General features: G+C 69.1%; 21 protein-coding genes. 10 read left to right on the forward strand and 11 right to left on the reverse strand.

What is annotated here, in order from left to right; translation table 11 throughout:
* Positions 1-3 precede the first annotated feature (3 nt).
* The 6 genes from atpD to ACSSVZ_RS10045 form a co-directional block, all read right to left on the reverse strand.
* The gene (atpD, locus tag ACSSVZ_RS10020; protein WP_453969674.1) at positions 4-1425 is read right to left on the reverse strand and encodes a F0F1 ATP synthase subunit beta; all 1422 of its coding nucleotides are present in this window, start codon (positions 1423-1425) and stop codon (positions 4-6) included.
* A 142-nt stretch (positions 1426-1567) separates the two neighbouring features.
* On the reverse strand, positions 1568-2458 hold the full coding sequence (locus ACSSVZ_RS10025; RefSeq protein ID WP_453969675.1) for a F0F1 ATP synthase subunit gamma: 891 nt from the start codon (positions 2456-2458) through the stop codon (positions 1568-1570).
* Positions 2459-2487: 29 nt separating this feature from the next.
* On the reverse strand, positions 2488-4020 hold the full coding sequence (gene atpA, locus ACSSVZ_RS10030; RefSeq protein ID WP_453969676.1) for a F0F1 ATP synthase subunit alpha: 1533 nt from the start codon (positions 4018-4020) through the stop codon (positions 2488-2490).
* Positions 4020-4580 (reverse strand): F0F1 ATP synthase subunit delta, encoded by a 561-nt coding sequence (locus ACSSVZ_RS10035; RefSeq protein WP_453969975.1) that lies wholly within the window; start codon positions 4578-4580, stop codon positions 4020-4022. The genes atpA and ACSSVZ_RS10035 overlap by 1 nt, the downstream gene beginning before the upstream one ends.
* Before the next feature lie 205 nt (positions 4581-4785).
* Positions 4786-6990 carry a primosomal protein N' gene (locus tag ACSSVZ_RS10040; RefSeq protein WP_453969677.1) on the reverse strand — a complete coding sequence of 735 codons (2205 nt, stop codon included), beginning with the start codon at positions 6988-6990 and terminating at the stop codon, positions 4786-4788.
* 27 nt (positions 6991-7017) lie between these two features.
* Positions 7018-7404 carry a VOC family protein gene (locus ACSSVZ_RS10045; protein ID WP_453969976.1) on the reverse strand — a complete coding sequence of 129 codons (387 nt, stop codon included), beginning with the start codon at positions 7402-7404 and terminating at the stop codon, positions 7018-7020.
* Between the two features lie 70 nt (positions 7405-7474).
* On the opposite strand from ACSSVZ_RS10045, the gene fsa reads away from it, so the two are divergent.
* The 5 genes from fsa (at position 7475) to ACSSVZ_RS10070 (ending at position 11327) form a co-directional block, all read left to right on the forward strand.
* On the forward strand, positions 7475-8131 hold the full coding sequence (gene fsa / locus ACSSVZ_RS10050; protein WP_453969678.1) for a fructose-6-phosphate aldolase: 657 nt from the start codon (positions 7475-7477) through the stop codon (positions 8129-8131).
* A 182-nt stretch (positions 8132-8313) separates the two neighbouring features.
* Positions 8314-9249: a tyrosine recombinase XerC gene (locus tag ACSSVZ_RS10055; protein WP_453969679.1), complete on the forward strand. Its 936-nt coding sequence runs from the start codon at positions 8314-8316 to the stop codon at positions 9247-9249.
* Positions 9250-9331: 82 nt separating this feature from the next.
* Complete coding sequence (locus ACSSVZ_RS10060; RefSeq protein WP_453969680.1) at positions 9332-9934, forward strand: DsbA family protein; 603 nt, start codon at positions 9332-9334, stop codon at positions 9932-9934.
* Between the two features lie 152 nt (positions 9935-10086).
* The gene (locus ACSSVZ_RS10065; RefSeq protein ID WP_453969681.1) at positions 10087-10623 is read left to right on the forward strand and encodes a DUF3833 family protein; all 537 of its coding nucleotides are present in this window, start codon (positions 10087-10089) and stop codon (positions 10621-10623) included.
* 62 nt (positions 10624-10685) lie between these two features.
* Positions 10686-11327, forward strand: a complete 642-nt coding sequence (locus tag ACSSVZ_RS10070; protein ID WP_453969682.1) for a LysE family translocator — start codon at positions 10686-10688, stop codon at positions 11325-11327.
* A 54-nt stretch (positions 11328-11381) separates the two neighbouring features.
* Here ACSSVZ_RS10070 and ACSSVZ_RS10075 read toward each other — a convergent pair whose 3' ends face one another.
* Entirely contained in the window at positions 11382-11846 is a 465-nt protein-coding gene (locus ACSSVZ_RS10075; protein WP_453969683.1) for a low molecular weight protein-tyrosine-phosphatase, read from the reverse strand.
* Positions 11847-11965: 119 nt separating this feature from the next.
* On the opposite strand from ACSSVZ_RS10075, the gene ACSSVZ_RS10080 reads away from it, so the two are divergent.
* Both ACSSVZ_RS10080 and ACSSVZ_RS10085 read left to right on the forward strand, forming a co-directional pair.
* Positions 11966-12259 (forward strand): 4a-hydroxytetrahydrobiopterin dehydratase, encoded by a 294-nt coding sequence (locus tag ACSSVZ_RS10080; protein ID WP_453969684.1) that lies wholly within the window; start codon positions 11966-11968, stop codon positions 12257-12259.
* 47 nt (positions 12260-12306) lie between these two features.
* Positions 12307-12705, forward strand: a complete 399-nt coding sequence (locus ACSSVZ_RS10085) for a YkvA family protein (RefSeq protein ID WP_453969685.1) — start codon at positions 12307-12309, stop codon at positions 12703-12705.
* Positions 12706-12721: 16 nt separating this feature from the next.
* Here ACSSVZ_RS10085 and ACSSVZ_RS10090 read toward each other — a convergent pair whose 3' ends face one another.
* Both ACSSVZ_RS10090 and ACSSVZ_RS10095 read right to left on the reverse strand, forming a co-directional pair.
* On the reverse strand, positions 12722-13696 hold the full coding sequence (locus ACSSVZ_RS10090) for an NADPH:quinone oxidoreductase family protein (RefSeq protein WP_453969686.1): 975 nt from the start codon (positions 13694-13696) through the stop codon (positions 12722-12724).
* Between the two features lie 39 nt (positions 13697-13735).
* The gene (locus ACSSVZ_RS10095) at positions 13736-14302 is read right to left on the reverse strand and encodes a sigma-70 family RNA polymerase sigma factor (protein ID WP_453969687.1); all 567 of its coding nucleotides are present in this window, start codon (positions 14300-14302) and stop codon (positions 13736-13738) included.
* 370 nt (positions 14303-14672) lie between these two features.
* Here ACSSVZ_RS10095 and ACSSVZ_RS10100 point away from each other — a divergent pair, with 370 nt between their 5' ends.
* Together ACSSVZ_RS10100 and rlmN are read left to right on the forward strand one after the other, a co-directional pair.
* Positions 14673-15125 carry an invasion associated locus B family protein gene (locus ACSSVZ_RS10100; RefSeq protein WP_453969688.1) on the forward strand — a complete coding sequence of 151 codons (453 nt, stop codon included), beginning with the start codon at positions 14673-14675 and terminating at the stop codon, positions 15123-15125.
* A 153-nt stretch (positions 15126-15278) separates the two neighbouring features.
* Complete coding sequence (rlmN, locus tag ACSSVZ_RS10105) at positions 15279-16502, forward strand: 23S rRNA (adenine(2503)-C(2))-methyltransferase RlmN (protein ID WP_453969689.1); 1224 nt, start codon at positions 15279-15281, stop codon at positions 16500-16502.
* A 107-nt stretch (positions 16503-16609) separates the two neighbouring features.
* Here the strand turns inward: rlmN and pcaB are convergent, their stop codons facing one another.
* Complete coding sequence (pcaB, locus tag ACSSVZ_RS10110; RefSeq protein ID WP_453969690.1) at positions 16610-17917, reverse strand: 3-carboxy-cis,cis-muconate cycloisomerase; 1308 nt, start codon at positions 17915-17917, stop codon at positions 16610-16612.
* A gap of 278 nt (positions 17918-18195) precedes the next feature.
* Here pcaB and gabD point away from each other — a divergent pair, with 278 nt between their 5' ends.
* Positions 18196-19695, forward strand: coding sequence for an NADP-dependent succinate-semialdehyde dehydrogenase (gabD, locus tag ACSSVZ_RS10115; RefSeq protein WP_453969691.1), 1500 nt, complete (start codon positions 18196-18198; stop codon positions 19693-19695).
* A 19-nt stretch (positions 19696-19714) separates the two neighbouring features.
* On the opposite strand, the gene ACSSVZ_RS10120 is transcribed toward gabD, so the two are convergent.
* A complete protein-coding gene (locus ACSSVZ_RS10120; protein ID WP_453969692.1) occupies positions 19715-20557 on the reverse strand; it encodes a sterol desaturase family protein in 843 nt (280 codons plus the stop codon).
* Between the last annotated feature and the right edge of the window lie 70 nt (positions 20558-20627).

A 20627-nucleotide genomic window follows, 5' to 3' on the forward strand; every position in this document is an offset into this window, starting at 1 on the left:
GGATCAGGCCGCTTCCGCGGCCAGCTGCTGCGCCTTCTCGACGGCTTCCTCGATGGTGCCGACCATGTAGAAGGCCGCCTCCGGCAGGTGATCGTACTCGCCTTCGCAGAGACCCTTGAAGCCCTTGATGGTGTCGGCCAGCTCGACGAACACGCCCGGCTTGCCGGTGAACACCTCGGCCACGTGGAACGGCTGCGACAGGAAGCGCTCGATCTTGCGGGCGCGGGCCACCGACAGCTTGTCCTCTTCCGACAGCTCGTCCATGCCCAGGATCGCGATGATGTCCTGGAGCGACTTGTAGCGCTGCAGGATCTGCTGGACCTGACGGGCGACGTTGTAGTGCTCTTCGCCGATGATCAGGGCCGAGAGCATGCGGCTCGTGGAGTCGAGCGGATCCACCGCCGGGTAGATGCCCTTTTCCGCGATCGAGCGGTTCAGTGTCGTGGTGGAGTCCAGATGCGCGAACGAGGTCGCCGGCGCCGGGTCGGTCAGATCGTCGGCGGGCACGTAGATCGCCTGCACCGAGGTGATCGAGCCCTTGGTGGTGGTGGTGATCCGCTCCTGCAGCGCGCCCATGTCGGTCGCGAGCGTCGGCTGATAGCCCACCGCCGACGGAATACGGCCGAGCAGAGCCGACACTTCCGAACCCGCCTGGGTGAAGCGGAAGATGTTGTCGACGAAGAACAGCACGTCCTGGCCCTGGTCGCGGAAGTACTCGGCGACCGTCAGGCCGGCGAGACCGACGCGGGCGCGGGCGCCCGGAGGCTCGTTCATCTGACCGTAGACGAGGGCGGCCTTGGAGCCCGCACCGCCGCCTTCCTTGTTCACGCCGGACTCGATCATCTCGTAGTAGAGATCGTTGCCCTCGCGGGTGCGCTCACCCACGCCGGCGAACACCGAGTAGCCGCCGTGCTGGGTGGCGACGTTGTTGATCAGCTCCTGGATGAGCACCGTCTTGCCCACGCCGGCGCCGCCGAACAGGCCGATCTTGCCGCCGCGGGCGTACGGGGCGAGAAGGTCGACGACCTTGATGCCGGTGACCAGGATTTCCGCTTCGGTCGACTGCTCGACGTAGGACGGGGCGGGCGCATGGATCGGCCGGGTTTCGCTGTGGGCGATCGGCCCCGCTTCGTCCACCGGCTCGCCGATGACGTTCATGATGCGGCCAAGGGTGCCGTCGCCGACGGGCACCATGATCGGCTGGCCCATGTCGGTGACTTCCTGGCCGCGAACGAGGCCCTCGGTGGAGTCCATGGCGATGCAGCGCACGGTGTTCTCACCGAGATGCTGCGCGACCTCCATCACCAGGCGGACGCCGTTGTTATCGGTTTCGAGGGCGTTCATGATGGAAGGCAGCGTGTCGCCGAACTTCACGTCGACAACGGCGCCGATCACCTGATTGATGGTTCCGACATTCTTCGTCATGGGTCTGCTCCGTCTCGAGCTCACGTCCGCCCTCCCGTCGCGGGAGGAGAGAGTCTGGTGGCCTGTCCCGACGGCCGCGCCGCCTCGAATGACGGGACGCAGCGGCCGCGGGACGTGAAAAGTCTGTGCGTTCGGCGCGCTGCTACAACGCTTCGGCGCCGGAGATGATCTCGATCAGTTCCTTGGTGATCTGGGCCTGACGCGTCCGGTTGTATTCCATCGTCAGGTCTTCGATCATTTCGCCGGCGTTGCGCGTGGCGTTGTCCATCGCGCTCATCCGGGCACCCTGTTCGGATGCGGCATTTTCCAGGAGCGCCCGGAACAGCTGGACCGAGATGTTGCGGGGAACCAGATCCTCCAGGATCTCGCTCTCCTCCGGCTCGTATTCGCGCACCGCGGCGCCGTCGGCCTCCGCGGCGTCGCCCGCCGCATCCCCGGAGACATCCGCCGGAATGAGCTTCTGCTCGGTCGGCACCTGGCTGATCACCGAGTTGAAGTGGGCGAAGAACAGGGTGGCGACGTCGAAATCACCGTTCTCGAAGCGCTTGATCAGCTTGTCGGCGACGCTCTGGGCGTCGCTGAAGGCCAACCGGCGCACGTGCTTGAGCTCGACCACCTCGACGATCTGGCTCGCGAACTCGCGGCGCAGGATGTCGTAGCCCTTGCGGCCGACGCAGAAGAACTGGACCTTCTTGCCCTCGCGCTGCAGGCGCAGGGCCGACTGCCGCGCGAGGCGCACGATGGACGAGTTGAACGCCCCGCACAGGCCGCGATCGGCGGTGCAAACGACCAGGAGATGGGTGTCGTCGCGCCCGTTTCCGACCATCAGCGTCGGTGCCTCGTCGCTCCCCTTCACCGCATCGGCGAGGCTTGCGAGCACCGACTGCATCCGCTCGGCATAGGGGCGTGCCGCTTCGGCCGCCTCCTGAGCGCGACGCAGCTTCGCCGCCGCGACCATTTGCATGGCCTTGGTGATCTTCTGCGTCGCCTTCACGGAGGCGATGCGGTTGCGCAGGTCCTTTAGGCTCGCCATTGAGCGTCCTCGTTAGCCGGGGGCGCCGCTTACGCGCTGAAAGTCTTGGCGAAGGAATCGACCGCCGACTTGAGCTTGCCGCGCAGGTCGTCGCTGAGTTCCTTCTTCTCCCAGATCTCGTCGAGGAGAGCCTTGTGCTCGCCACGGAGATACAGGAGCAGGCCTTCCTCGAAGTCACCGACCGCCGAAACGGGCAGCTTGTCGAGGTAGCCGTTCACGCCGGCGTAGATGACCGCCACCTGCTCTTCCGTCTTCAACGGGGAGAACTGGGGCTGCTTCAAGAGCTCGGTCAGCCGGGCGCCGCGGGCAAGCAACCGCTGGGTCGAGGCGTCGAGATCGGAGCCGAACTGGGCGAACGCCGCCATTTCGCGGTACTGGGCGAGCTCGCCCTTGATCGGGCCGGCCACCTGCTTCATCGCCTTGATCTGGGCGGCGGAGCCGACGCGCGACACCGAGAGACCGACGTTCACCGCCGGGCGGATGCCCTGGTAGAAGAGGTCCGTCTCCAGGAAGATCTGGCCGTCGGTGATCGAGATCACGTTGGTCGGGATGTAGGCCGACACGTCGTTCGCCTGGGTCTCGATGACCGGAAGCGCGGTGAGCGAGCCCGAGCCGTGATCGGCGTTGAGCTTCGCGGCGCGCTCCAGCAGACGCGAGTGCAGGTAGAACACGTCGCCCGGGTAGGCTTCGCGGCCCGGAGGACGGCGCAGCAGCAGCGACATCTGGCGGTAGGCGACGGCCTGCTTGGACAGGTCGTCGTAGCCGATCACGGCGTGCATGCCGTTGTCGCGGAAATACTCGCCCATGGCACAGGCGGTGAACGGCGCCAGGAACTGCATCGGCGCCGGATCCGAGGCCGTGGCGGCCACGACGATCGAATATTCGAGCGCGCCGTTTTCCTCCAGCGTCTTCACGAACTGGGCGACCGTCGACCGCTTCTGGCCGATGGCGACGTAGACGCAGTAGAGCTTCTGGCTCTCGTCGTCGCCCTGGTTCAGCGGCTTCTGGTTGAGGAAGGTGTCGAGGATGATCGCGGTCTTGCCGGTCTGGCGGTCGCCGATGATCAGCTCGCGCTGGCCGCGGCCGACCGGGATCAGCGCGTCGATCGCCTTCAGACCCGTCGACATCGGCTCGTGCACCGACTTGCGGGGAATGATGCCGGGCGCCTTCACGTCGACGCGGCGGCGCTCGGTGGCGTCTATCGGGCCCTTGCCGTCGATCGGGTTGCCGAGCGCATCGACCACGCGGCCGAGGAGGCCCTTGCCGACCGGGGCATCGACAATGGTGCCGGTCCGCTTGACCGTATCGCCTTCCTTGATCTCGCGGTCGTCGCCGAACAGCACGACGCCGACATTGTCGGCCTCGAGGTTCAGCGCCATCCCGCGGATGCCGTTGGGGAACTCAACCAGCTCGCCGGCCTGGACGTTGTCGAGGCCGTAGACGCGGGCGATGCCGTCGCCGATCGACAGCACCTGCCCAACTTCCGTGACTTCGACCTCCTGGCCGAAATTCTTGATCTGCTGCTTGAGGATGGCGGAGATTTCCGCGGCGCGAATATCCATCAACCGACCTCTTTCATCGCGGTCTTGAGCGAATTCAATCGTGTACGCAGAGACGTATCGATCATGCGGGAACCGACCTTGACGACAAGACCGCCAATCAGGCTCGGGTCGACCTTGGTCGCGAGCTTGATAGCACGTCCTGTCTGGTCGGCAAGGATCTCGCGCAGCCGTGTCGCACTCTCGTCCGACAACGGCTCCGCGGTGGTGACTTCGGCGACCATTTCGCCGCGGTGCGCCGCCATCAGCGAGCGGAACGCGCGGACGATGTCGCGGGCGGCGAAGAGGCGGCGATTGCGGGCGACGACCCTGAACAGGTTCGAGACCAGTTCGCCCGCGCCGGCCTTCTTGAAGATGGCGTCGATGGCGTTGGCCTGCTGCTCGGTGGTGAAGAGCGGGCTCTCGACCAGACGCTTCAGGTCCTCGCTCTCGTCGAGCATCTTCCCGAACGCGTCGACGTCCGCTTCGACGGACTCGAGAGCGTTGGCTTCCTGCGCCAGTTCGAACAGCGCGGATGCGTACCGAAGCGCAACGCCGGAGGTGAGCGATGGTGCGTCTGTCACCGGTGTCCTTCTTTCATTCGGGCGGATCGGCAACGATTGCCGGCAAGCCACCAATCGTCCGTCGAGCGAAGAAAATCACGTCGGGCGGAAATCGTCGGCCAGCGGGCCTTCCCGGCGGCCGCGGCCCGCTTAGCACAGGGGATTTGTGGGCGCAACATACCGCGGCGCACCGAGGCCACAGTTATGGCACGCTCCGGTGCTCCCATCACAGAAAACTCTGCGGATCGACGTCCATCATGCAGCGCACGCTGCCACGGGTGCGCGGCGCCGCGGCCTGCCAGGCCCGCAGGTAGCTCTGCAGGTCGACGCCGCGCGCGCAGCGGGCCAGCAGGCGGAACCGGTAGCGTCCCCGGAGCACGGCGAGGGCCGCCTCGGCCGGCCCCAGAATCTCCACCTCCCGGGTCGGCGGAGCCGCCCGGGCGAAGGCCCGCGCATATGCGTCCGCCTCGGCCTTGTCGGATCCCGACACGATCACCGCCGCGAGGCGGCCGAACGGCGGCAGCCCGGTATTGCGGCGGGCTGCGATTTCCTCCCGGTAGAACGCCTCGCGGTCGCCGGACACCAGCGCGCGGATCACCGGATGGCCGGGCGCGTAGGACTGCAGCAGGCCGCGGCCGGTCCCGCCGACGCGGCCGGCGCGGCCGGTCACCTGGGTGAGCAACTGGAAGGTGCGCTCCGCGGCCCGCGGGTCGCCGTTCGACAGTCCGAGGTCGGCATCGATCACGCCGACCAGGTCGAGGAGCGGAAACGTGTGCCCCTTGGCCACCAGCTGGGTGCCGATGATGACGTCGACGTTGCCCTCGGCGATGACCGCCAGTTCGCGCCTGAGCCGCTCGGTGCCGCCCGGCAGGTCGGAGGACAGGATCATCACCCGCTTGTGCGGATAGCGCGCCCGCACCTCCTCCGCGATGCGCTCCACCCCCGGTCCGCAGGCGACCAGGGTATCGACGCTGCCGCAGGAGGGGCAGGCGTCGGGGCGCTTCTCCGTGTGGCCGCAGTGGTGGCATTCCAGCTTGCCGCGCAGGCGGTGGTCCACGAGCCACGCCGAACAGTTCGGGCAGATGAAGCGGTGGCCACAGGTGCGGCATAGTGTCAGCGGTGCGTAGCCGCGCCGGTTGAGGAAGAACAGCACCTGCCGTCCCGCCCCCAGCACCTGTTCGGCGGCCGCGGCGAGGATCGGCGAGATCCACTGGCCCGCCGGCGGTCCGTCGCGGCGCATGTCGATGGCGGTGACGCCGGGAAGCTCTGCACCCGACACCCGAGTCGGCAGGTGCAGGCGGCGGTAGCGGCCCTGGTCGGCGTTGACCCGGCTCTCGATCGACGGCGTCGCCGAGGACAGGATGACCGGGAAATCGCCCTGCTGGCCGCGCACGATGGACATGTCGCGGGCGTGGTAGCTGACCCGGTCCTCCTGCTTGTAGGCGGGGTCGTGTTCCTCGTCGACGATGATCAGGCCGAGGTTGGCGAAGGGCAGGAACAGCGCCGAGCGCGCGCCCACCACGATCGGCACCCGACCCTCGGCAACGCCGCGCCACACCCGCACCCGCTGGCGCGGCGGCACCGCGGAATGCCATTCGGCCGGGCGCGCCGCGAAGCGCCGCTCGATGCGGTCGATGACCATGTTGGTCAGCGAGATCTCCGGCATCAGGATCAGCGCCTGCCGGCCCTGGCGAAGGGTTTCCGCCACCGCCTCCAGGAACACCTCAGTCTTGCCCGAGCCGGTGACCCCGTCCAGCAGCGAGACCGAGAACCGCTGCGCCTTCACCGCGGTGACGAGGCTGTCGGCCGCATGGGCCTGCAGGTCGGAGAGCCTCGGCAGCCGCGCCTCGGGATCGGGATCCGCATAGGCCGTGTCGGGCGGGATCAGCACCTCCTCCAGGCAGCCCTGCCTGGTGAGCCCGTCGACGACCGAGGGCGAGACGCCGGCCGCCGCCGCCAGCCCCGACTTCGACCACGCCATTCCCTCCCGGACGAGCTCGAGCACCCGCGTGCGCGCGTCGGTGCGCCGCTCCGGCTCCTGGCCGGTGAACCGCACCGCCCGGATCGGCGGTTCCGGCTCCAGCGCCTCCGGCACGCGCAGCACCATCCGCAGAACCATGCCGCGGCTGCCGAGCGTCCACGCGGCGACCCAGTCGACGAAGCGGCGGAGACCGTCGGAGAGGGGCGGCGCGTCGAAGATGCGGATCAGCGGACGGATGCGGTTGCCGCCGATCGACGGATCCGGCGGGTCGTCCCAGACGACGCCCAGCACCTCGCGGGTGCCCAGCGGCACGGCCACGATGGTGCCGGGCGCCAGCGGCCGGTCGCTGGCATAGGTATAGGGCGCCTCCACGGCGACGGGCACGAGCACCGACACCCGGTGGTCGTGCCGGCCGGCCCGCGCTGGGCCCGCTCCGAAAAGATCCGTCACCCGATCGACCAACCGCCCGCGCGTCCCTCAGCCCGGCTTGTGACAGACGGCTTCGAGATTGTGGCCTTCCGGGTCGATGACGAAGGCGCCGTAATAGTCCGGGTGGTAGTGCGGCCGGACGCCCGGCGCCCCGTTGTCGGTGGCGCCGGCCGCAAGCGCGGCCTGGTAGAAGGCGTCGACCTGGGCGCGGTCGTCGGCCGTCAGGGCGATGTGGATCCGCTCCGTCGGACCGCCGCTGGCGATCCAAAGCTCCGGCTTCTGGCCGCGGCCGTAGCCGATCGCCCAGCTGTCTTCGCCGGTCTGGTCCGGACCGACCTCCATGACCGGCCCGATGCCGAGCGGCGCCAGCGCCGCCTCGTAGAAGGCTTTCGCCTTTTCGTAGTCGCCGACCGCAAACCCGATGTGATCGAGAATCACCGTCATTCCTCCTTGCGTCGAGAACGAGGCTGGCCCATGACGGCTCGGAAACGGAAAGGACGCCGTCATGAAATTCTTCGTCGATACGGCCGATGTAGCCGAGATTCGTGCCCTTGCGGAGACCGGTCTTCTCGATGGTGTGACCACCAACCCGTCGCTGATCCTGAAGGCCGGCCGCCCGATGGCCGACGTCATCGCCGAGATCTGCGACATCGTCGATGGTCCCGTCAGCGCCGAGGTCACCGCGACCGACGTCGACGCGATGCTCGCCGAGGGCCGCAAGCTCGCCAAGATCGCCCCCAACGTCACCGTCAAGGTGCCGCTGACGTGGGACGGCCTGCGCGCCTGCCGCACGCTGACCGGAGAAGGCACGATGGTCAACGTGACCCTGTGCTTCTCCGCCGTCCAGGCGCTGCTGGCGGCCAAGGCCGGGGCCACCTTCGTGTCGCCGTTCATCGGCCGCCTCGACGACATCGGCCTCGACGGCATGGTGCTGATCCGCGAGATCCGGGCCGTCTTCGACAACTATCCGGAGCTGACGACCCAGCTCCTCGCGGCCTCATTGCGCACCTCCAACCACGTGCGCGACTGCGCGCTCGCCGGGGCCGACGTCGCGACGATCCCGCCGGCGACCATCCACAAGCTGATCGACCATCCGCTCACCGACAAGGGCCTCGACCAGTTCCTCTCCGACTGGAAGAAGACCGGCCAGACCATCGTCTGATCGGCGAGACTTCCGCGCTCGACGGCCGGCCTAACCGGTTCTTAATCGGCCGGTCGCATGGTGTCCGCAGCACGGCGACGGGCGCCGTACCGAGCGCCAGTCCGTGCTTCGGAGGGGTCCTGCGCCGATCGGGTGATCCCACCTGGTCGAGGCGACATGCCTCCCGATCAGACAGGTGGGCGATGACCGATCCGATCATGATCATGCAGGCGGACCTTGCGGCCAGCGTCCGCAGCTGGCTCGCCCACCTTGCCGGCGAGCGGCGTCTCGCCGCCCACACGCTCGACGCCTACGCGCGCGACGTCCGGCAGTTCTGCAGCTTTCTCACCGGGCATCTCGGCGATCCGCCGTCCGTTGACGACCTCGCCGGCCTGAAGGCCCAGGACGTGCGCGCCTTCCTGGCGCGGCGGCGGATGGGCGGCGCCTCGACCCGGACCGTCGGACGCGGCCTCGCCGGTGTGCGCTCGTTCGCGACCTGGCTGGAACGCCGCGGCGGCTTCGACGCCACCGCCTTCCGCGCCGTGGCCGCCCCGAAGACGCCGAAGACCCTGCCGCGGCCGGTCGGCATCGCCGACGCCCGGGCGATGATCGACGGAGCCGACGACCACGCCACGCCCTGGATCGCCGCCCGCGACACGGCCGTGCTCACCCTCCTTTACGGGGCTGGGCTGCGCATCGGCGAGGCGCTGGCAATCACCCGGCGCAATGCCCCCACCGACACCGGCGTGCCGCTGCGGATCACCGGCAAGGGCGGCCGCACCCGGCTCGTGCCCGTGCTGCCTGCCATCGCCGACGCCGCTGCCGCCTATCTCCGGCTGGTGCCCTATGCGCTGGCGAGCGACGGGCCGCTGTTCGTCGGCGCCAAGGGCGGACCGCTTTCGCCGCGCATCGTACAACGCACCGTGGCGGCGCTGCGCGGCGGCCTCGGGTTGCCCGACAGCGCCACGCCGCATGCGCTGCGCCACGCCTTTGCGACCCACCTGTTGGCCGCCGGCGGCGACCTCCGCTCGATCCAGGAGCTGCTCGGTCACGCCAGCCTGTCGACCACCCAGGGCTACACGGCCATCGACACCGCCCACCTGCTCGACGTCTACGCCCGCGCCCATCCCCGCGCCTGAGACTGGCGACCCGGAACGACGGCCGATTGACGGCGGCCCTGCGCGGCCTGACGATCGGACAAACCGCGCAGGGAGACGCCCCTTGAGCCAGCCCGTCCTCGACTTCTTCTACGAGTTCGCCTCGCCCTATTCCTATCTGTCGGCGGTGCGGATCGACGCCCTGGCCGAGGCTCTCGAGGTCGAGGTGCGCTGGCGGCCGTTCCTGCTCGGGCCGATCTTCCGCGATCAGGGCTGGGGTACCTCGCCGTTCAACATCTACCCGGCCAAGGGGCGCTACATGTGGCGCGACGTCGGCCGCCGGTCGGCCGCGCGCGGCCTGCCCTTCGTCCGGCCGGATCCGTTTCCCCAGAACGGACTGCTGGCCGCCCGCTGCGTTCTGGCCGCGCCCCGAGCCGACCGGGCGACCGTCACGCGCGCGATCTTCCATGCCGGCTTCGGCGAAGGCGGACGGATCGCCGACCCGGACGTGCTGCGGCCGGCGCTCGACGCCGCCGGCCTCGATGGGACCGCCCTGCTGGCCGTTGCCGCCGGCGATGCGGCGAAGGCGGAGCTCAGGGCCAACACGGATGCCGCCGTCGCCCATGGCATCTTCGGTGCGCCGAGCTTCGTCGCAGCGGACGGCGAGATGTTCTGGGGCGACGACCGCATGGACGAAGCGCTGCAATGGGCGGGCGCGCACCGGTAGGCGATGAACTCGCACATCCGGTCGGGCGACCCGCGCGTATGTCGAAGCACCGTGCCTCGCGCCGCGTGCACATCGTAGGGGCGGCACCACCCGGACGTTACCCCCGCAGGACTGCGCCCTGGTCTCCAGGCCGCCATGGAACGAGGACGCCGATGACCATGCTCCGCCGTCTGATCTTCGTCGCGCTTGCGGGATCGCTGGCCGGTGCCTGCATGACCACCCCGGAAGCCACGATCCCGCCGCGCGTCGAGCCGCTGACGCTGGAGGCCTTCTTTGCCGGCCACACCACCGGGGAAGGGCGCTTCGAAAGCCGCATCGCCGGCGTCGAGCGCACCTTCACGGTCAAGACCGCCGGCACCTGGGACGGCCGTACGCTGACGCTGCGCGAGGATTTCGTGTTCGACGACGGCGAGCGCGTCAGCAAGACCTGGCGCTTCACCAAGCAACGGGACGGCACCTACAGGGGAACCCGCGGCGACGTGGTCGGGGTCGCCGACGTCTGGCAGGACGGCGCGACGGTGCGGCTGTCCTACGTCGCCGAGGTGACCGGCAAGGGCGGCAAGACACGTAACCTCGCCTTCGAGGACGTGCTCGTTCCCCAGTCGCGCACCGTCGTGCTCAACAAGGCCGTCGTCTCGAAATACGGCTTCCCCGTCGGCACGGTCGAGGTCGTCTTCCGCAAGCGGTGAAGAGGCTCGCCGGGCCGGCCGGTCTGTGGCAAGAGCGGGGATCGCAGTTCCCGGAGCCCGTCATGGATTTCGTCCCCAGCCTGCCCGTCCTCAGCGCCTATCTGGTCGCCGCCGTCGCCCTGACCCTCACGCCGGGGCCGGACATGACCCTGTTCCTGGGGAAGACGATCTCGCAGAATCGGCTGGCCGGCTTCGCCTCCATGGCCGGTGCGACCGTCGGGCTGCTCGTCCACACGGTGCTGGTGGCGATCGGCCTGTCCGCCCTCATCGCCGCCTCCGCCACGGCCTTTCTGGTGCTGAAGATCGTCGGCGCGGTCTATCTCCTGTGGCTGGCCATCGAGGCGCTCCGGCATGGCTCGGCGCTGTCGCTGTCGGATCGCGGAGCCGCCCCCGACCCGATCGGCCGGGTGTTCGCCAAGGGGCTGATGATCAATCTCCTCAACCCGAAGATCATCGTCTTCTTCGTGACGTTCCTGCCGCAGTTCGTGACGCCGACCGACCCCAACGCCCCCGCCATGCTGATGTTCCTGGGGGTGCTGTTCGCGGTGGTCGCGATGGCGTTCGCCACCGTCCTCATCCTCAGCGCCGACCGCATCGCGGTGCGGCTGCGGCGCTCGCCGCGGCTGACGCGCGTCATCGACTGGCTGTTCGCGTCGGTGATGGCGGGATTTGCCGTGAAGCTGGTGCTGTCGCGGGCGGACTGACGCCATTGCGGGCAAGGTCGAGATCGATCCGCCGCCCGGACACACCCGAGAGGGTCAGAGCCGGGCAAGCAGCGCCCTGGCGGCCGCTTCGATCTCGACGAACACCTCGTCGAAGCCGTCATCCCCGCCATAATAGGGGTCCGGGACGTCGCGCTCCACGCCCTCGGCGAACGCGCGGAACAGTGCGATCCGGGCCGGCGCGCCGGCCGGGGCGCGCTGGCAGATGTCGGCGAGCACCAGGGAGTCCATCGCCAGGATCAGGTCGAAGGTGTGGAAATCGTCCTCGGTGAGCATCCGTGCCCGATCCTCGGAAAGGTCGATGCCGCTGCGCTGGGCGGCGGCAACGGCCCGACCGTCCGGCGGCTTTCCGACGTGCCAGGGCCCGACGCCGGCCGATTCGATCGCGAGCGGCGGCTGCCGCGGGACGACAAGGCTGCGCACGATGCCGGCCGCCATCGGCGAGCGGCAGATGTTTCCGAGGCAGACGAACAGGATCGACCGCACTTCAGGTGTCGTCATGAGGGTTTCCCAAACAGCTGGCGAGAGACGGACCGCCGGGGCGCGGGAACACGGCTGCCCTCTCGACGTTCCCCCTTACGGTTCCCATGTGACACGCAGGACAACAGGGAAGGCCCCGCATGGCCGAGCTTCTTTCCGGCAACGACCGCACGGCGGCATTGGCCGCGCTCACCGGCTGGGCGCCGGTGGACGGCCGCGATGCCATCACCCGCACGTTTACCTTCCGGAATTTCCGGGAGGCGTTCGGTTTCATGACCCGGGTCGCGCTCTATGCAGAGAAGATCGATCATCATCCCGAGTGGTCGAATGTCTATAAGACTGTAACGGTGACCTTGTCGACCCACGATGCCGGCGGATTGACCGATCTCGACGTCCGGATGGCCAAGGAAATGAACAAACTGGTCGGTGAATGACCCGGCCGTGCGGCGCAGTCGTCGCACCTGAACGGAGATAGACGCGAATGTTCGGACGCGGACGCAAGATGGCGGAACCGGAAATCCTCCCGCCGGATCATCCCCATGCCCAGGAGCATGTAGTGCGCAGCCGGTTCTGGGGCACCTTGAAGCGCGCCGTCGGCCAGATCCCCTTCGTGGAGGATCTGGTGGCGGCCTACTATTGCGCACTCGACCCGGCCACGCCCATCCGCGTGCGGGCCATGCTGTTCGGGGCACTCGGCTATTTCGTGCTGCCGACGGACCTGGTGCCGGACATCCTGCTCGGAATAGGCTTTGCCGACGACGCTTCGGTGCTGTTCGGCGTGATTGCGCTCGCGACGACGCACATCAAGGATGAGCACCGCCGGGAGGCGCGCCGGGTTCTGGGCCTGCGCCAGAAGGGCAGCAAGACGGCCGGAGCCTGAGCCGGCGCCTCGCCGCTCAGGGCCGGATGACGACCTTGCCCTTGACGTCGCGGTCAGCGAGCCGCTGCAGCGCGACCGCCGTATCCTCGAGCCGGTAGACGGCGTCGAGGTGCGGCTTGAGCCGGCCCTCCGCGACCCACGCGAGCAGCTGTGCGACGTTGCGCCGGTGGCCGTCCGGATCGCGCTCCACCGCCGAGCCCCAGAACACGCCGCGGATGTCGCAGCTCTTCAGGAGCGCCAGATTCAGCGGGATCTTCGGAATGTCGCCGGAGGCGAAGCCGATCACCAGAAAGCGGCCGAGCCATGCACAGGCGCGCAGGGCCTGTTCGGCGAGCGCGCCGCCGACCGGATCGTAGACGACGTCCACGCCGGCGCCGCCGGTCAGCGCCTTCAGCCGCTCCTTCAGATCCTCACGCCCGTAGTCGACGCCCTCGTCGGCGCCGAGGCTGCGGGCGAACGCCAGCTTGTCCGCCGAGGAGGCGCAGGCGACCACGCGTGCGCCCATCGCCTTGCCGATTTCCACCGCGGCCTGCCCGGTGCCCCCCGACGCGCCGAGCACGGCCAGCGTCTCTCCCGGCTTCAGGTCGCCGCGGTCGCGCAGCGCGTAGAGGGTCGTGCCGTAGGTGACGATCACCGTCGCGGCGATGGTGCTGTCGACGGCCTCGGGCACCGGCACCAGCGCGGCAGCCTTGGCGATCACGTACTCCCGGCACGCGCCCCAGGCGACGTAGGCCACCACCCGGTCGCCCTGGGCAAAGCCGGTCACGCCGGCGCCCAGCGCGGCCACCCGGCCGGCGCATTCCGCACCCGGCGAGAACGGCCGCTCGGGGCGATACTGGTAGCGGTCCTGGATGATCAGCTTGTCGAAGAAGTTGAGGGAGGCCGCCTCCACGGCGATGAGGACCTCGCCCGGGCCGGGCTCAGGCCGATCGATGGTCTCCACGACGAGGCTGGACGGGGGGCCGGGCTCTTTGCTCAGGACGGCGCGCACGTGATCTGATCCTGTGTCGGGGCGGTTGCGGGGGTAAGGCTAGCCGTCCGTGTCCGGGGCGTCGCTGTCCAGCGTCTGCCGCAGGCGGCCGAACGCGAGCCGGATGCGCGACTTGACGGTGCCCAGCGGCAGATTGGTCTGTTCGGCGATTTCCGAATGGGACAGTCCGCTGAAAAAGGCGAGCTTGATCAGTTCGACCTGTTCGGGGGGCAGCCCCTGGAGGGCCTTGCGCACGCGCTGCTCGCGGTCGCGCGCATCGAGTTCCGCGTCCGGCTTGGCGGTGGCGCCGGGCTGCAGGGCCGGTTCTTCGGGATCCAGCAGAGACGATCGGTCGCGGCGGGCGAGATCGATGCGGCGATTGCGCGCGATCCGGAACAGCCACGTGGCCACCGACGACTTCGAGCGGTCGAACAGCGCCGCCTTCCGCCACAGGGTGACCATCACCTCCTGGGTCAGCTCCTCGGCGTTGCCGTTGTCGGTGCCGAGGCGAAGCAGGAAGGCGTTGATGCGGGGGGCGAAGTGGTCGAACAGGGATGCGAACGCAACCCGATCACGCGTGGTTGCCACCGCCTCGACCATGTCGGCGTAGGGATCGTCGTCGGCCACGGTTCCGCTTTTTTCGCTTCGAGCTGTTGGTCGGTCGATGGGCAGACAAGCCCGCGGATTTCGTTACGATAACGGGGTTCGACCGCCACCGGCAGGGGCGCGCGACGGGCGGACAAGCCACACTCTCGCCCAATTTCTGCGGCCAGCGTCCCCATGTTCCGGTAATCATAGACGGAATTCGATCGGGTCGCTACGGGGCCAGACGCCGCGACGTCGGCCGCTTGTTCCGCTATATACCCTTCGTGAACCTTGGTCGGTCTATGGTCCCGGCCGATCCTGCGAACCCAATTCCGAATCCGATGGGTGGCCTATGCTGAAGCGTGTCGTCATTTTCGCTGCTCTCGTGTCGTTTCTCTCGACCGGAGTTGCGATGGCCCAATCTTCGACGCCAACGTTGGTGCAGAAGTACAACGACTGGGAGGTCTACTCCTACGACGGACAGTCGGGGAAGATCTGCTACGCCTTGTCGAAACCGAAGGACATGCAGCCCGCCGATCGCGATCACGGCGACGTGTTCTTCTTCGTGAGCAACCGGCCTTCGGAGGGCGTCAAGGGCGAGACCAGCATGCTGGTCGGCTACACGTTCAAGGAAAACTCCGGCGTCACGGTCGATGTGGACGGGCAGAAATTCACGCTGTTCACCAAGGGCGACGGCGCCTGGATGGAGAACCCGGCACAGGAAGCCTCGCTGCTGGCAGCGATGCGGGCGGGCCGGGCGATGTCGGCCAGCGGCGCCTCGGCGCGGGGCACGGAGACCAGCTACCGGTTCTCGCTGTCCGGCGTCACCGCCGCGACCGACCGGATCAACCAGATCTGCAACTAGATTTCCCTGCGCATTCCGGCGGCCCTGGCCGCCGGAATCCCGGGCAGGACTGACGTGAGCCGGCGTTCGTGCGATAACGGGCGCCGGCCGAACCATTTTCAGCACCCCGTTCCGACCTTGCGTCCGCCGGACGCGCACCCGATCTGATCGACCATGACCCTGACCGCCGACACCATCCTTCCTGTTGCCGCGCCGGCTTCCCCCGCCCGGGGGAGCGCGGCCGACGACCCGCGCACGTCCCTCGTCGGGCTCGATCGCGACGGCCTCGCCCAGGTGCTGCGCGAGGCGGGCGTGGCAGAGAAGCAGATCCGCATGCGGGTCGCCCAGCTCTGGCACTGGCTGTATCTGCGCGGCGCCACCGACATCGACGCCATGGCCAACGTCAGCCGCGACCTGCGGGCCCGGCTGTCCGAGGTGGCGAGCATCTCCGAGCCGGAGATCGTCGACGAGCAGATTTCCGTCGACGGTACCCGCAAGTGGCTGTTCCGCTTTCCGCCGCGCGGAGCCGGCCGGCCGGTCGAGGTGGAGACGGTCTACATTCCGGAGGAAGGGCGCGGCACGCTGTGCGTCTCCAGCCAGGTCGGCTGCACGCTGAGCTGCACGTTCTGCCACACCGGCACCCAGCGCCTGGTGCGCAACCTGACGGCGGGCGAGATCCTGCAGCAGATCCTCGCCGCGCGCCAGCGGCTGGGCGATCTGCCGGGCAAGGCGCCGACCGACGGCGCCGTGGTTCCTTCGGAGGGCCGGCTGGTGTCCAACATCGTCATGATGGGCATGGGCGAGCCGCTCTACAATTTCGACGCCGTCAAGCAGGCGCTGCTGATCGCCGCGGACGGCGACGGGGTCGGCCTGTCGCGGCGGCGAATCACCCTGTCGACCTCGGGCGTCGTGCCGATGATCCCGCGCGCCGGCGAGGAAATCGGCGTGATGCTGGCGATTTCTCTGCACGCGGTGCGTGACGAGGTGCGGGACATGCTCGTGCCGCTGAACAAGCGCTACCCGATCGCCGAGCTGCTGGAGGCCTGCCGGCAGTATCCGAGCCTCTCGAACGCCCGGCGCATCACCTTCGAGTACGTGATGCTGAAGGGGGTGAACGACAGCCCGTCGGACGCCCGCGAACTCGTCCGGCTCCTCAAGGGCATTCCGGCCAAGATCAACCTGATCCCGTTCAACCCGTGGCCGGGCTCGGTCTACGAGTGCTCCGACTGGGAGACGATCGAGACTTTCGCCGACGTGGTGAACCACGCGGGCTATGCTTCGCCGATCCGCACCCCGCGCGGCCGAGATATCTCGGCCGCCTGCGGCCAGCTGAAGTCGGCGTCGGAGAAGGAGCGCGCCAGCGTCCGCCACGCCGCCGCGACCGCCGCAGCGCTGTAGATCACGAGGAGATCGGGTCTGATCGACCTGACCTCATAGATCGTGAGCGATTCTCATATCTTGGCGCGGGCTGCGGGCGGAAAGCCGGTTTCCGCTCGCACCCCCCTCTAGCCTTTCCGCGCCGCCGCGAGCACTCGCTCGACGAAGGCGTCGGCAACGCCCAGATGCGCGGACGGATCGGCGAACGCCGCCCAGTCGATGGGCGCGTCGGAAAGCTCCGCCAGCGCCGTCACCAGGTCCGCATCGCCCTGGGCGGCCTGCTTGACCAGCGCCTGCGCCGCCTCGCGCGTCATGTGCTCCGACAGCGCGAAGCTCGCGGCTTCCGCCAGCGTCGCCCCGCCGGCCCGGGCGCGCATCGCGGCCGCATCGACCACCAGCGTCTCCAGCAGCTCGGCCGCGTGGACGAGCCCGCCGCCGGCCGCCGCCACCATCGCCGGCAGCGTCGCCCACTCCACCGACCATGCCGCGCCGTCGCGCTCTTCGGCGTGGATCGCGCCCTGCGCGAAGGTGCCCAGGTTGCCGGCGGTGATCCGCGCCAGCGCAACCAGCATTTCCGCCGACACCGGGTTCGCCTTCTGGGGCATGGTCGACGATCCGCCGCCGCTGCCGGGCCGCACCTCGGCCACCTCGCTGCGGGCCAGGATCGCCACGTCGGTGCCGATCTTGCCAAGGCTGGCGGTCAGGTTCGCGAGCCAGCCCGCCAGCTCCATCAGCCCGTCCCGCTGGGTATGCCAGGGCATAGGCGGCACGGCGAGCCCGAGCTCGGCGGCCAGCGATTCCATCACGGCAAGCCCGTCGCCGCCGATCGCCGAGGCCGTCCCGCCGGCGCCGCCGAACTGCACCATCAGGATCCGCGGCCGTGCCTCGGCCAGCCGCTCCCGGTGCCGCAGCAGCGGCGCCAGCCAGCCCGCCGCGCGCAGGCCGAAGGTCGTCGGCACGGCGATCTGGGTGCGCGTTCGCGCCGCCATCACCGTCGCCCGGTGCCGATCCGCCAGATCTGCGAGACAGGCGACAAGCGTGTCCAGCCGCGCCTCCAGGAGGTCCAGCGCCGTGCCGAGGCGCATCACCAGGGCGGTGTCGACGATGTCCTGGCTGGTGGCGCCCCAGTGGACGAACTGGGCCGCCTCGCCGCCGACGATGGCTTTCAGATCCTTCACCAGCCCCGGCAGCGGCACGCCGGCGCCGCGGGTGCCGGATGCGAGCGAGGCCGGATCGACCTCCGCACCGTCCAACCGGCGGTCGATCTCGGCCGCCGCCTCCGCCGGGATCACGCCGAGCCGTCCCTCGGCCCGGGCGAGCGCCCGTTCCACGTCGATCAGCGCCGCCAGTTCAGCCTCGTCGGTAAACAGCGCGGCGATCTCGGGATCGGCGAACAGGGGCCCGAGAATGCGCGAATCGAACGGGGTCACAGCCATGTCGTCCTCATCCGGAAAGGGCCTCCGCCCGGCAGCACGCCCTCCACGGGGCATGCGCGTGCGAAGGCGAGCCGAACGGGCATACCCCGGCACGGGCGTTGGCGCAAAATGGCACATGCGCAGCGGCGAAGCGCCGCCTGTCCACCGGCCGCACAAGCCCCTATGGTCCGCTTCGGACCAAACCATCCGGCAGGCGGCCCGGTGACCCGCCCGGGACCTCGCGCGGTCCCGCGCACCCGCTTCCTGCCCATCCGCCGATCCGACGAGGAGGTATGACCATGGCCCAGGCCACCCTGCAGTCCGTCGACGCCGGAGGCGCCACCCGCCTCGATCTCGCCGACCCCAGCCTCTTCCGCACCCAGGCCTACATCGCCGGGGACTGGGTCGACGCCGATGGCGGCGCCACCACCGACGTCACCGATCCGGCAACCGGCGCCGTCCTCGGCACCATCCCCCATTGCGGCGCGGCGGAGACGAAGCGCGCCATCGAGGCCGCCAACGCCGCCTGGCCGGCCTGGCGCGCCCGCCCCGCCAAGGAGCGCGCGTCGATCCTGCGCAAGTTCTTCGATCTGATGATGGAGAACCAGGAGGACCTTGCCCGCCTGATGACGGCGGAGCAGGGCAAGCCGCTGGCGGAATCGCGCGGCGAGATCGCCTACGCGGCGAGCTTCCTGGAGTGGTTCGCCGAGGAGGCCAAGCGCGTCTACGGCGAGACCATTCCGGCTCCGTCCGGCGACCGCCGGATCCTGGTCATCAAGCAGCCGATCGGCGTCACGGCGGCGATCACGCCGTGGAACTTCCCGGCCGCGATGATCACCCGCAAGCTCGCGCCGGCGCTGGCCGCCGGCTGCCCGATGGTGATCAAGCCGTCTGAGTTCACGCCCTTCAGCGCGCTGGCGCTGTGCGTGCTGGCCGAGCGCGCCGGCGTGCCGGCCGGCGTGATGTCGGTGGTCACCGGCGAGGCGGCGAAGATCGGCGGCGAGATGACCGGCAACCCGATCGTCCGCAAGCTCTCCTTCACCGGCTCCACCGGCATCGGCAAGCTCCTGATGCGTCAGGCGGCCGACACCGTGAAGAAGCTGTCGCTGGAACTCGGCGGCAACGCGCCGTTCATCGTCTTCGACGACGCCGACCTCGATGCTGCCGTCGAAGGCGCCATGGCCAGCAAGTTCCGCAACGCCGGCCAGACCTGCGTCTGCGCCAACCGCATCTTCGTCCAGGCCGGCGTCTACGACGCCTTCGCGGAAAAGTTCGCCAAGGCTGCTGAGCAGATGAAGGTGGGCAACGGCTTCGACGACGGCGTCGTCCAGGGCCCGCTGATCAACGAGAAGGCGGTGGAGAAGGTCGAGCGCCACATCGCCGACGCCGTCGGCAAGGGCGCCCGTGTGCTTACCGGCGGCAACCGCCACGGGCTCGGCCAGACCTTCTTCGAGCCGACCGTGCTGGCCGACGTGACGCCGGACATGCAGGTCATGCGCGAGGAAACCTTCGGCCCGATGGCGCCGCTGTTCCGCTTCGACACCGACGAGGAGGCCGTCCGCCTCGCCAACGACACCGAATTCGGGCTCGCCGCCTATTTCTACAGCCGCGACGTCGGCCGCATCATGCGGGTCGGCGAGGCGCTGGAATACGGCATCGTCGGCATCAACACCGGCATCATTTCCACCGAGGTGGCGCCGTTCGGCGGCGTCAAGGAGAGCGGCCTCGGCCGCGAGGGCTCCCACCACGGCATCGAGGACTATCTCGAGATCAAGTACATGGCGCTGGCCGGCCTCTGAGGCGGTTCGGCACGCTTTCTCACGCGTCCGTCCCGTCCCGCCTGATCATCGAGCGCCCGGCGCGGCCCCGGAACGGCTGGATCAGCATCCGGTCCAGCCACAGGTCGCGACGGGTGCGGAACTCGGGGATGCCGATGGTCATGCCGGTGTGGCCGAGCTTCGGCTGCGGCCGGTAGGTGCCCAAGAGCCGGTCCCACCAGGACAGGTTGAAGCCGAAGTTGGTGTGCGTCTCGGCCGGGTCGATGGAATGGTGGACCCGGTGCATGTCGGGCGTCACGACGAGGAAGCGCGCTGCCCGGTCGAGCGCCGGCGGCAGCCCGACGTTGGTGTGGGTGGCCATCGACATGGCGTTCAGGACCACCTCGAACACCAGTACCGCCGCCGCCGGCGGGCCGAGGACCGCCACCAGCGCCAGCTTGATGCCCATGGAGATCAGGATCTCGCCCGGATGGAAGCGCAGCCCGGTGGTGACGTCGATTTCCAGGTCGGCATGGTGCATCCGGTGCAGCCGCCACAGCGCCGGCACGGCGTGGAACATCACGTGCTGCAGATAGATCGCCAGATCGAAAGCGAGCAGCGAGACGACGAACGCCAGCCAGGTCGGCGCCTCGACCAGATTGAAGAGGCCGAGGCCGTTCTCCTGCGCATAGAGCGCGAAGCCCACCGCCAGCACCGGAAAGGCGAGCCGCAGGATCACGGTGTCGAGCACCACGAGGCCGAGATTGTTGCTCCAGCGCAGCAGGCGCGGGATCTCGCGGCGGCGGCGCGGCGCGGCCACCTCCCATGCAGCCATAAGCGCCAGCACGCCGAGAAAGGCGGCGAGCCGGATCAGCGGTTCGTTGAGGAGCAGCGTGTCGGACATCGTGCGGGGCCGGATCCGGGAATGCACCCAAGAGAGGGCTTTCCCTCATGTGGTCACATCGGCCGCGCGC

Source organism: Amorphus sp. MBR-141, from assembly GCF_053628695.1.